This window comes from Priestia sp. FW507-14D1A, from assembly GCF_058781295.1.
Genome location: NZ_JBYSWQ010000005.1, coordinates 166,163 through 177,971, shown reverse-complemented (window position 1 = coordinate 177,971; position 11,809 = coordinate 166,163). Strand labels below are relative to the sequence as shown.

Below are 11,809 nucleotides of genomic sequence, written 5' to 3'. Positions count from 1 at the left end.
CTCATTTTTCATTATATATACTATAAAAGAATAATGATTTGTCCCATTTGTTAACTTGCTTTTCGTTTTTCATGCCAATTCTTTCAGCCACTTTAATCGAGGGGGAATTGTCAGGATCTATTAATGATATAATCTTCTGAAATTTCAGCGTATGAAGTCCATAATCTAAGCAAGCTTTTGCTGCTTCACTCGCATAGCCTTTCCCCCAGCAGCTGCGTAAAAATAAATAACCAAGTTCTGGATCTACCTTTCCGTCTACTTTTTGAAGAACCATGCCGCACTGCCCTAGAAACTCTCCTTTCTTTTTATCCTCAGCGATCCACATGCTAATGCCGTACGTTTGATAATGCTGCTTCATCCATTGAATCCAGCAGCGTGTGTCTTGTGCGCTTTTAGTAGAAGAATAATACTTCATTACTTCAGCATCCTCGAAGATTTTCAGTAAATTTCCTGCATCGCTTTCGGCCATGGCTCGCAGCGTCATTCGTTCTGTCTCAATAATCGTATGAATCCTCTCCTTTCGTACATTCCAACATCTACTATCTTTATTATCCGCTACTATTTTCTTTTCGTAAAGTTTTCCTTTTTTTATTTAAATGAACGAGAAAAAACGCACCAAAAAAGGCTGCTACACACAGCCCTTTAATCTGGATCACACGTTTTCCCGTACCGTAATACGTTATATATAGCACGTCCATCACTTGCAGATGTCTCTGTATATTGAATTGGCAGCAGTGAGAAAATAACATAATAGACTGAAAAATAAACAAATTGATAGCAAAATATATCTTCAGGCAGAATATTAGCCATAATTAATCCATTTATTATAAAAATAGTAAGCAAATTAAACAGTACACCACCCGCATACACCACTGCATGAGAAATGCGACTGTCATTCTTAAGATTTTCATATTTACAAAACGAGTCTAAAAAATAGACTGACTTAATTTTAAACTTCCCCATTTTAAGAATCGTTTTCCCTCGCCCAATAGTAAAATCGACCTTCCCTCCGAAAATAATTGCCATGACGGAATGCCCCAGCTGATGAACAAATGATACAAGTGGCAATACAAGACAGAATGACCACACAAACTTTGGAAGATCATTTAACCCAAACACGTTTATCCCTCCTTTTTGTTTCTTCTCTCTACTTTTCCTCCCCGTTTTCACTTAAAACTACATTTAATTTCTTTTTTAAAACTCGTACGAAATAACCAGCACACATACCATATCTTATGACCTAGAAAAACCCCGATATATGTAGCTTATGAAAAATACATTTTCCGAAAAATAGTTGGCGTAACGTTTTCCTGTTCTTTGAAACGCTTGATAAAGTAGCTTGGATGTTCATACCCTACTTGTCTTGCTATATCTTGTACAGAGATTTGATTGTTTTTAAGCAGCAGTTTCTTTGCTTTTTGAATCCGCACGCGCGTTACGTATTCGAATGGCCGGATGCCAAGAGATTGTTGAAAAAGCAAACACGTATACTGCTCCGTTACGTTGAGCTGCTGCGCCAGTACTTCTAGCGTTAACGGCTGATGATAATATTCCTCGATATAACGAAGGACTGGGTTGAGCTGAGTAATTTGCTGCAGACGACTTTTGCTTTCTATATATACGCTGTCTTGGCGAAGTTTTAAAATGACGCTGTATAGTAGTTCGGAGCACTGCATGGTGCTAGAGGTATGATTTTCTTCTAACCGATCCATTAGTTCTTGAAGCATCCTGTAAAGACTTTCAGCATTTGTAAGGACGATTTTTCCCGAATTAATAAATTGAAGAGAAAGCATGATATCATCAATCACACTTCCGTTAAAAGAAACCCAGCATACTTGCCATTCGCTCGTAACGGGATAGTATTCGTGCGGAACGTGCGGCGTCAGAAACATCCCTTCATTTTCTTTTATAATATAAACCTCGTCATTTACACGAAGCTCGCCTCTTCCTTTTGTGCATTGAATCCATTGATAATCAGGAAACTCTCCCTGACGCTTAATATGCGTTTGGTGTCTCCAGCTTCCAGCGCTTGTAACATAGAATGGCAGTTTCATATCTTCATCTGAAAGAGCCGGAAAGTACATACGGTCCATATTACTTCCCCCTTTTTATGTGAATATAGTTATATTATCATGAAAATAATTAGATTGATAAGGTTTTCAGAAAACGTTATCATTTTCATATAAACTAATAACCTAGTACTTTAGAAATGAGGGATCGACGTGTTAAAAACCGGCAAGAAATTTCATTATACAGCACCTGCAAACGGATACCCTGAATGGAATAACAACCCTGAAATTTTTCAATTGAACCGTTCAAAAGCACACGCTTTACTTATGCCTTATCAAACGGTAGAAGAGGCCTTAAAAAATGATAGAAAATCTTCTGTTTACTATCAAAGCTTAAATGGCAGCTGGTATTTTCATTTTGCTGAAAATGCAAATGGCCGCGTCAAAAACTTTTTCGCACCTGAGTTTTCATATGAGAAATGGGACTCTATTTCAGTTCCTTCACACTGGCAGCTGCAAGGATATGACTATCCTCAATATACAAACGTGACATACCCTTGGGTTGAAAGTGAAGAGCTCGAACCTCCTTTTGCACCGACTAAATATAACCCTGTCGGTCAGTACGTCCGTACTTTCACACCTAAATCAGAATGGAAAGATCAGCCGGTGTACGTCAGCTTCCAAGGCGTTGAATCTGCTTTTTACGTATGGGTTAACGGTGAGTTTGTTGGATACAGCGAAGACAGCTTTACTCCAGCTGAATTTGATATAACTTCTTACCTTCACGATGGTGAAAATACGATAGCAGTAGAAGTATATCGCTGGAGTGATGCAAGCTGGCTTGAAGACCAAGATTTTTGGCGAATGAGCGGCATCTTCCGAGATGTATATCTCTATTCTACTCCGCCAGTTCACATCTATGATTTTAGCGTTCGTTCGTCGCTTGATACCAACTACGAAGATGGTAAACTTATCGTTTCAGCTGATATTTTAAATTACTTTGAGCACGATGCTCAAGATCTAACATTTGAAATCATGCTGTATGATGCGAATGGCCAAGAGGTACTACAAGCTCCCCTGCAAACAAATTTAAGTGTGAGCGATCAACGTACAGTCTCATTGCGTACACACATTAAAAGCCCTGCAAAATGGAGCGCGGAAAGCCCTAATTTGTACACGCTTGTACTCAGCTTAAAGAATTCTGCTGGTTCTATTATTGAAACAGAAAGCTGTAAAGTCGGCTTCCGTACGTTTGAACTAAAGAACGGTCTTATGACAATCAACGGCCAGCGTATTGTACTTCGAGGAGTGAATCGCCACGAATTTGATTCAGTAAAAGGCCGGGCAGGCATCACGCGTGAAGACATGCTTCACGACATTTTGCTGATGAAACAGCATAATATTAACGCGGTGCGTACATCCCATTATCCTAACGATTCAGTATGGTATGAACTATGTAACGAATACGGTCTATACGTTATTGATGAAACCAATTTAGAAACGCACGGAACGTGGACTTATTTACAAGAAGGTGAGCAAAAAGCCGTTCCAGGAAGCAAGCCAGAATGGAAAGAAAACGTATTGGATCGCTGTCGTTCTATGTACGAACGTGACAAAAACCACCCTTCTATCATTATTTGGTCGCTTGGAAACGAATCATTTGGCGGAGAAAACTTTCAGCAGATGTATACCTTTTTTAAAGAAAAAGATTCCACGAGACTTGTTCATTACGAAGGAATCTTCCATCATCGCGACTATGATGCTTCAGATATAGAAAGCACGATGTACGTTAAGCCAGCAGATGTAGAGCGCTATGCACTAATGAATCCGAAAAAACCTTACATCTTATGTGAATACAGTCATGCAATGGGCAATTCATGCGGAAATCTGTACAAATACTGGGAGCTGTTCGATCAATATCCAATCTTGCAAGGCGGTTTTATATGGGACTGGAAAGATCAAGCTCTTCAAACAACAGCTGAAGACGGTACTTCTTACTTAGCTTACGGCGGAGATTTTGGTGATACGCCAAACGATGGCAACTTCTGCGGAAACGGCTTAATCTTTGCTGATGGAACAGCTAGCCCAAAAATTGCAGAAGTAAAAAAATGCTATCAGCCTGTAAAGTGGACAGCAATCGACGCTTCTAAAGGAAAATTTGCCGTTCAAAACAAACACTTGTTTACAAACTTGAACGCCTATGATTTTGTTTGGACTGTTGAAAAAAACGGTGAACTCGTTGAAAAACATGCGTCTCTTTTAAATGTAGCTCCTGATAATACAGAAGAACTGACGCTTTCTTATCCTCTTTATGAGCAAGAAAATGAAACTGATGAATTTGTTTTAACTCTTTCTCTCAGATTGTCCAAAGATACAGCTTGGGCTTCAGCTGGATATGAAGTGGCGTACGAACAGTTTGTACTGCCTGCTAAAACCGCTGTACCTTCAGTAAAAGCTGCTCATCCTGCTTTAACCGTTGACCAAAATGAACAAACGCTTACGGTTACTGGATCTAACTTCACGGCTATTTTTGATAAGAGAAAAGGACAGTTTATTTCTTACAACTATGAGCGCACGGAGCTGCTTGCGTCGGGTTTCCGTCCGAATTTCTGGCGTGCAGTAACCGATAATGACCTCGGAAATAAACTGCATGAAAGATGTCAAACGTGGCGTCAAGCAAGCTTAGAGCAACAAGTGAAAAAAGTAACCGTTCAGCCGCAAATTGACTTTGTTATCATTTCGGTTGAACTAGCTTTAGACAACTCTCTTGCTTCTTGCTATGTAACTTATACGCTATATAACGATGGTGAAATGAAGATTGAACAATCTTTAGCACCTTCTGAGACAATGCCTGAAATTCCTGAAATCGGCATGCTGTTTACGATGGACGAGGCTTTTGATTCTTTAACATGGTACGGAAGAGGCCCTCATGAAAATTATTGGGACCGTAAAACTGGCGCTAAGCTTGGCCTTCATAAAGGCAGTGTAAAAGAGCAAGTCACACCGTATTTACGTCCTCAAGAATGCGGAAACAAAACGGACGTTCGATGGGCCACTATTACAAACGATCAAGGACGCGGCTTTTTGATAAAAGGTTTGCCAACAGTCGAGCTGAATGCTTTATCTTACTCACCTTTTGAACTGGAGGCTTACGATCATTTTTACAAATTGCCGTCAAGCGATTCAGTAACCGTACGGGTTAATTACAAGCAAATGGGCGTTGGCGGAGACGACAGCTGGGGAGCTAAAACACATCCTGATTACACACTATATGCTAACCGCTCGTATACAAACACGTTTACGTTAAAACCTCTATAAAAATAAAAAGGACTTTCATTTGAAAGTCCTTTTTACTTATGATGTCACCTCTGGCTTTCGCTGAGAAAGTAAAAATACCGTAGCGATAATAAGAATCGTACCTAACCATTCCGTCCATCCAAACGTCACATGAAGCCATAGAACAGAGAGCGCCGCTGCTGATAAAGGCTCTGCTGAAGCAAGAACAATGGCTTCAGAAGCGCTAATATGCTTCAAACTTTCCAAATAGCAATAAAATGCAATGAGCGTTCCGAAGATGATTACAAATAACACCGCACACAGCGACAATAGCGACCACTCACCTGCTATATGCCACGGCGGGTGAATAAACGAAAAACTTGCACCACCTATCACCATTCCCCAGCCTACTACTTCAATTGAGCTCCATTTCGCAAGAAGACGCTTAGGCTGAAGCGTATAAAAAGCAGACGTCACAGCTGCCCCAATTCCCCAAAACAACGCCCATCCTGTAATAGACAGCTCGTTAAAATTCCCGCTTGTTGCAAGAAAAAAGGTCCCCGTTATGACGAGCGCAACAGAAATCATTTCTACTTTCACCGGCCACTTTCTTGCTTGCACAGCTAAATAGCCAATAATAAATATTGGCGACGTATATTGAAGCACTGTAGCTGTAGCAGCGTTTCCTGCTTCAATAGCTGCAAAATATGTATACTGCACGCCGAGCATACCGATTACACCAAACAAAAGCAGCGAAGTCCTCTCTTCTTTTGTTTTCCAAATTGCAAAAATATTGCGCTGCTTAGAGGCTATTGCCAAAAGCAGCAATCCGGATACTAACATACGAACGACAACCAGCCACTCTGCGTTAAAACTTTTATGCTCAAATAAATATTGAGCCACCGTGCCAGATACTCCCCACATTGTGGCACCAATGATTACAAGCAGTAGCCCCCATGCTCTTCTAGATGACGTTTGAACTCCTTCCACTTGCCATTCCTTCTCTCTTTTTCATATATATTTAACTTACCTCGCTCCTCTTTAACGGTCAATAGCAAAAAAAGTCGAAGCAATATGCTTCGACTTTTTTAAATGCTTTTATGAAGTAATTTCTTGAGTAAAGGAAATAGCACATCGGGAAGTTCTTCGATGTTTGGTACTAGAATACTATATTTCCCGTACATATTTTGAATGGTTTTCTTTTGTCCTTCATCAATTTCCCCGTTGGATAAAAAGACGTTGATGACTTCAATTCCGTGCTTGCGTGCTTCTAATACCGCTTCGTGCGTATCTACAATACCATTTTGTTCATATCCCATAGCGGCTGGTTCACCGTCTGAAAACACAAGTAAAAACTTCTGCTGTTCAGAACGCTGAAGCAAGCGGCGTGTCATATGGCGAATGGCAAATCCATCACGGTTGTCTTCTTCAGGCTCAAGCTGCATAATTTCAGGACCGCTTTTGCGCTTTAACGATGCTTGAAAGTCCATAACTGTCTGCAGGTAGTTAGGCTGGCTCGTTTCGGTGGCATCATTTGTATCTTCCCAAAACCCTACAATTTGATGAGGCACCATAACGGATTTTAACGCTTCATGAAATAGCGTAATCCCAAGCTTCGTTTCATCCATTTTGTCGTACATTGATGCGGAACAGTCAACTAAAAGAGAAAAGACGGCATCAATTTGCGCAGAATCTTCATCTTTTTTATAAAACAAACGAGGATTGTCATCTGTCCATAGTTTTAGAAGCTTTTTATTTAATCGGCCAAAGTGCAGCTCGCTTCTAGGAAGCGTTTTTTTATGTTCAAGCGTTTTTTCAATCATTTGCTTTAATTTCTTTTGATACGATGCAATGATTTTTTTATTCTCATCATACTGAACAACGTGATCGTCGTTCGGAAGTTTAGAATCTACAAAAACAGCATAGGCATGCTTATTTTCTTTCCCATACTCATAATCCGCTTCCCCGTCTTTTTCCGGGTGCGTTTGCTCCATGGCTTCGATTTGAGAATAATCGTTGCGCGATGTTTTTTGAGAAGACCCTTGCACCATGCCCATTGCTTGATCTCCATCGTCGCCTTCACGAACACCATCGCCTAGCATGTCTGTTTTTGAGCCTTGATCCATATCAAACTGTAGAAAACTTTGCGTCGCTTCGCTTGTCTCTCGATGCCACATTTCCATTTTCTCTTCGTGAATGTCTTCATCTCCGTCTTTTTCATGCTCTAAAATATCATCGTTCACTAATGAATCTTTGCGCTTTAAATCTTCAAATGTTAACCCTTCTTCTAACTGATCATACTGAAGTTCAGCCAAGAAGAAATAAGTATTAAGCATATCTTTTTCAATAATATCATCAAAAACATCTACAAGTTCAAGACAGATGCGCGATACATCTTTTGTTGTTTTAGCTTCATATACGTTTGTTAGCTGTCTGCGAATAAAAGGCATCGCTAAATTAATCGATTCACTCATTGAAGGAATTTCTTCAAAGGGATTTTCGGCCGTCAATAGCAAGTAGATGCCGTTAAAAAGTGCATCCGTATACACGCTTTTTGTTAAATTTGCGCTCATTTGTGTAGCAAAATATTTTCTGTAGAGCTGTCTTCTGACGGCGAAGGCTTTTTTCGTTCCAGGGCGTTCGCGTTTGCATACTTCTTCTAAACGAATATCTTCAAACAGCATAAACAGCTGCTTAGCTAAGCTAGGTACCGAGGTTTTATTTATTTTCTTTAAATATGCATTAATTTCTTTGAAGTTTGAATGCTTATAGCTTCCAATACTTCTTAAAAATACATCACTTTTTAAGCCGTACACTTTGTCTTCTTCTGGACGGTTATCCCAAAAGTGACTGAGATAAATAATGCCGTGTACAGGATCATAATAAGAAGAAACGCGATACTCTACTTCAATTTCATCATTTTTTGTTAATGTTTTCGTTAAATCCGCCAGCTCCATATAGAGAAAGGAATCTACATTTTTGTCGTTAAATTTAATAAATCGCATAGCGCCACTCCTTACTCAAATAATGTTTCAGCAATATTTTGAATGGCGGCTTTTTCCCTTTCATCTTCTAGCTTTTCAATAATACCGCGTCTAATCGCGCGAAGAGGCGGCATATAAAGAGCTAAATCACACGTATCAATAAGCGCACGAATAGACGCAGCTTCTTCTGATACATGGCCGCTTTGAACTTGAGTAATTAAATCTGCAGAGAGCGTGACAAATTTATCAATTAATTTTTCGTCTTTTAACTGAGACTGAGACATCAGAACTTGCTTTAAGCTGCCTCCTTGAATATACGGCACTTCAATAACAACAAAACGATTTTTTAACGCTTCGTTTAATGGAACAGTCCCAACATACCCTTCGTTAATAGCCGCTACTACGCCGAATGTTTGCTGACCGCGCACTACATCTCCAGTGAATGGGTTTGTAATCATTTTCCGGTAGTCAAGTACCCCGTTTAAAATAGGAAGTGTTTCAGGTTTAGCCATGTTAATTTCATCAATATATAGTAAATGGCCTTTTTTCATTGCCTGAATAACAGGTCCTTCCACAAACTCAATACCTGTTTTCTCTTCTTGTTCAGCAATTGTTTTAAAACCAAGCAGCGCTTCTGCATCTAAGTCAACCGAGCAGTTAACGCTATGCATCGGCTGAGAAAATAAATGCGACAGTGTTTCAGCAAGCTTTGTTTTACCTGAACCTGTTGGCCCTTTTAAAAGTACGTTTTTCCCTAGTGACAAAGCAATAATGGCATCTTCTAAAATATCTGCTTCTTCTGCTGTATAGCCGCCTTTTCCAATTAATAGCTGATCAGCATCGGACAAATTTTCATATTTACGATTCGCTAAAAGCGAAAGAACCTCTTGTGGTAATGATAATTGTGATAGTTGAATTGACATAACAAAAATCCTTTCTTTCTGCATACTTTCTATAGTTTACTAAAAAACATTCTTCTTCTCAAAGAATTGCTTTACCTACGCTTTTCTCTAAGGTTTTCGATAGAAAAATCGCGGTCTTCAAACATATATTCAGTAAAAAAAAGTAGGTTATTCACCTACTTTTTTACGATTTTATAGTTTTTATGATTAACAACTGTTTTCATGGATTCGCCCGTTTCAGCATCTTTCCCAAAATCTACGATAACCGAATTGTCTCGCACTACCATAACAATTCCTTTAAATCCTTTATAGTCGCCTTTTTTTGGCTGAATCGTATCGCCAACTTTAGCTGCTTTGACTTTAGGTGCTTGTTCCTCTGTACCTTGTGTATTTTCTACGTCCATCATGACCCCACCTTTTCCAATTTACCGTGTTTTTTATAAGTGAAAACACAATTTAATTTACTTTTTGTTGAAAATACTTAGTTTATTTTCCCACAAACATCTATGGTTAAACACCATGTGTTTGTCCATTTTTACTTTGCAAACAAACGCTGTATTTTTTATTATGTATGTAGCTGTTTTTTGTAAGAGCACATCCTCGTTCTATCATAACATTTTCTGTTTCCTTCGAACACCAATTACCCTTTAGTTTTTTAAAAAAAATGACAAATTACACGGAATTATGTCGAATTTCATATGATTTTCTTTTTAGTATGATAAGCTATATATCGTATTTTAAGCATCTTTTATCTATTACATACGATTTTTGATAAAAAAACCGAAACTTTTATCCACAAATTGCGTTGATTAAATGAAAGGGGGAGAAAATGGCACAACAGCATAACTTTGAACACATTTATAAACAGCACATGCATGATTTGCTGCGCTATCTTCTCTCTCTTACTCGCAGAAAAGAATCAGCGGAAGATTTAATGCAGGAGACCTTTTACCGGGCACTTTTACACTTAGAAACATATAAAGGCGAGGAAGTGAAGCCTTGGCTGTTCAAAATTGCTTATCACGCCTTTATTGACTGGTATCGAAAAGAAAAAAAACGCCCTACTGTCGAAATAGAAGAATGGCACTTTACTCCTCAGCCAAGTGCTGAAGAACAAGTGATGATTCAAAGTGAAATCGACGGCTGGCTTTCTGATGTATCTGCTTTGCCTCCGGCTAAGCAGAATATTGTACTGTTACGAGATTATCACGGCTTCACATATGAAGAGATTGCAGAAATGACTGGCTATACTCTGTCAAAAGTGAAAATGGACTTGTATCGTGGTCGTCAACAATTGAAAAAAAGAAAGGAAGAGGACGGATGAGCTGTCAAGATATGAAGCATCAATGGGAAAAATATAAAAACGGCACTTTGACAGACAAAGAAGCAGAAACACTTGAAGAACATACGGAAAATTGTGAAGCATGCTCAGCTCATTTGGAGCACTTGCTAACCGAAGATGAACCGTTACCGCCAACTTCACCAGCTACTTCACTAAGTGACGATACGATGTTGGATAATAAAAAAGTTAAAAAGTCCATTTATATCGCCAAATGGAAGCAGCGCCTTTCAAATGTGACAACTGTCATTGGCTCTGTCGTTCTGCTATGGATAATCGGCAGCTTTTTATCTATTGTATATTATCATCAATCAAAAACCGAATACATAAACAGCGTGAATCAAGCAGCTATCGAATCTGCTTTTCCGAACGTTCATATACGTGAAACCACTTCTGATACACAGTCCTTTTTCCGCATGCAGTCGCAAATGGAAGCTTATAAGCAAATTGGACGTGAAGAGCAGGCCATTGGGACGTTTACATTTCATCAGCTGTTTGATAAAACAAGCGGTGTAGAAAAAGAGTTTTCCGGCGGCAAATACGATCTTAACCTTTCTTTTGTCTATCCGGATCCAAAAAAATTAAAGCTACATGCAAAAGAGTATAAGGAATGGACGAATGAAACATGGAAAGCATTAGAAAATCTACCAAAAGGAACGGTAAGCGAAGTGGCTATTTCTTTTGATGATACGTATTCGCTAAAAGAAGTTCAGCAAAAAATGAACGCCATCGACAGCCGTGATTTTTCTACCTCTTGGTACGCGCTTAATACAGGGCACGAACAAAAAACAAGTACAAAAGACGAGCCATTAATTGACTTAACATCAACATTTGGCTTTCCAGAGTTTCTAGACTTACCTTACGATCACAAAGGAAATCAAACCCACTCTACTAGCAAGTCGAACGTTTTAAATATGATGAAACTATTAGCCGATAATGAAGAAACGGTCCAAAAAGTTCGTCAGCTAGACCATTCCGATCTGTTGCTAAAGCAGCGATATTCTTATGTAAAAAAACACGGCGTCGATGTGTACGGCGTTGTGATTACCGGGCCTACAAAAAAGCTTCTGAAATTAAAGAATGATCCGTCGATCACATATGCGTCACTTGGAGATGTAGAGCTATGGAATTGGTTCAGTCGTCCCTCGTCAGGTACGTTAATGAATCAGTAGAGGCCGAGACAAAAGTATAGCAGTGGAAGAAAAATCCGAACGATGAATCAAGACTCCTGATGGAGAATCAAATTCGTTCGGATTTTTTTATGAGTAGAGTGAATGTAGGTTTCATATATGCAGTGAT

10 protein-coding genes are annotated in these 11,809 nt (G+C 39.2%); 3 read left to right on the top strand and 7 right to left on the bottom strand.

Annotated elements, in window-relative coordinates:
• Position 1 precedes the first annotated feature (1 nt).
• From AC3WJG_RS18485 to AC3WJG_RS18475, 3 genes are all read right to left on the bottom strand, one after another.
• Complete coding sequence (locus AC3WJG_RS18485; RefSeq protein WP_034275877.1) at positions 2-484, bottom strand: GNAT family N-acetyltransferase; 483 nt, start codon at positions 482-484, stop codon at positions 2-4.
• Positions 485-642: 158 nt separating this feature from the next.
• Positions 643-1,119: a site-2 protease family protein gene (locus tag AC3WJG_RS18480; protein WP_028408675.1), complete on the bottom strand. Its 477-nt coding sequence runs from the start codon at positions 1,117-1,119 to the stop codon at positions 643-645.
• Between the two features lie 146 nt (positions 1,120-1,265).
• Positions 1,266-2,093, bottom strand: a complete 828-nt coding sequence (locus AC3WJG_RS18475) for an AraC family transcriptional regulator (protein ID WP_060745745.1) — start codon at positions 2,091-2,093, stop codon at positions 1,266-1,268.
• Between the two features lie 129 nt (positions 2,094-2,222).
• On the opposite strand from AC3WJG_RS18475, the gene lacZ reads away from it, so the two are divergent.
• Complete coding sequence (lacZ, locus tag AC3WJG_RS18470) at positions 2,223-5,327, top strand: beta-galactosidase, LacZ type (protein WP_102813175.1); 3,105 nt, start codon at positions 2,223-2,225, stop codon at positions 5,325-5,327.
• A gap of 36 nt (positions 5,328-5,363) precedes the next feature.
• Here the strand turns inward: lacZ and AC3WJG_RS18465 are convergent, their stop codons facing one another.
• The 4 genes from AC3WJG_RS18465 to AC3WJG_RS18450 form a co-directional block, all read right to left on the bottom strand.
• Positions 5,364-6,275, bottom strand: a complete 912-nt coding sequence (locus AC3WJG_RS18465; protein ID WP_337134028.1) for an EamA family transporter — start codon at positions 6,273-6,275, stop codon at positions 5,364-5,366.
• Positions 6,276-6,373: 98 nt separating this feature from the next.
• Positions 6,374-8,290, bottom strand: a complete 1,917-nt coding sequence (locus tag AC3WJG_RS18460) for a vWA domain-containing protein (protein WP_098333258.1) — start codon at positions 8,288-8,290, stop codon at positions 6,374-6,376.
• Between the two features lie 11 nt (positions 8,291-8,301).
• Complete coding sequence (locus AC3WJG_RS18455) at positions 8,302-9,216, bottom strand: AAA family ATPase (RefSeq protein ID WP_492588462.1); 915 nt, start codon at positions 9,214-9,216, stop codon at positions 8,302-8,304.
• 131 nt (positions 9,217-9,347) lie between these two features.
• The gene (locus tag AC3WJG_RS18450) at positions 9,348-9,578 is read right to left on the bottom strand and encodes a YkvS family protein (protein WP_013056869.1); all 231 of its coding nucleotides are present in this window, start codon (positions 9,576-9,578) and stop codon (positions 9,348-9,350) included.
• Positions 9,579-10,000: 422 nt separating this feature from the next.
• Here AC3WJG_RS18450 and AC3WJG_RS18445 point away from each other — a divergent pair, with 422 nt between their 5' ends.
• Together AC3WJG_RS18445 and AC3WJG_RS18440 are read left to right on the top strand one after the other, a co-directional pair.
• Positions 10,001-10,495 carry an RNA polymerase sigma factor gene (locus AC3WJG_RS18445; RefSeq protein WP_016763958.1) on the top strand — a complete coding sequence of 165 codons (495 nt, stop codon included), beginning with the start codon at positions 10,001-10,003 and terminating at the stop codon, positions 10,493-10,495.
• Entirely contained in the window at positions 10,492-11,682 is a 1,191-nt protein-coding gene (locus AC3WJG_RS18440; protein WP_337134029.1) for an anti-sigma factor, read from the top strand. Before AC3WJG_RS18445 ends, AC3WJG_RS18440 begins: the two co-directional genes overlap by 4 nt.
• The last annotated feature ends 127 nt before the right edge of the window (positions 11,683-11,809 follow it).

What these genes read in the sequence shown, in the direction of transcription:
- AC3WJG_RS18485 (WP_034275877.1), bottom strand. Translation starts at nt 484, where the DNA reads ATGACGCTGCGAGCCATGGCCGAAAGCGATGCAGGAAATTTACTGAAA.
- AC3WJG_RS18475 (WP_060745745.1), bottom strand. Translation starts at nt 2,093, where the DNA reads ATGGACCGTATGTACTTTCCGGCTCTTTCAGATGAAGATATGAAACTG.
- AC3WJG_RS18460 (WP_098333258.1), bottom strand. Translation starts at nt 8,290, where the DNA reads ATGCGATTTATTAAATTTAACGACAAAAATGTAGATTCCTTTCTCTAT.
- AC3WJG_RS18455 (WP_492588462.1), bottom strand. Translation starts at nt 9,216, where the DNA reads ATGCAGAAAGAAAGGATTTTTGTTATGTCAATTCAACTATCACAATTA.
- AC3WJG_RS18450 (WP_013056869.1), bottom strand. Translation starts at nt 9,578, where the DNA reads ATGATGGACGTAGAAAATACACAAGGTACAGAGGAACAAGCACCTAAA.
- AC3WJG_RS18445 (WP_016763958.1), top strand. Translation starts at nt 10,001, where the DNA reads ATGGCACAACAGCATAACTTTGAACACATTTATAAACAGCACATGCAT.
- AC3WJG_RS18440 (WP_337134029.1), top strand. Translation starts at nt 10,492, where the DNA reads ATGAGCTGTCAAGATATGAAGCATCAATGGGAAAAATATAAAAACGGC.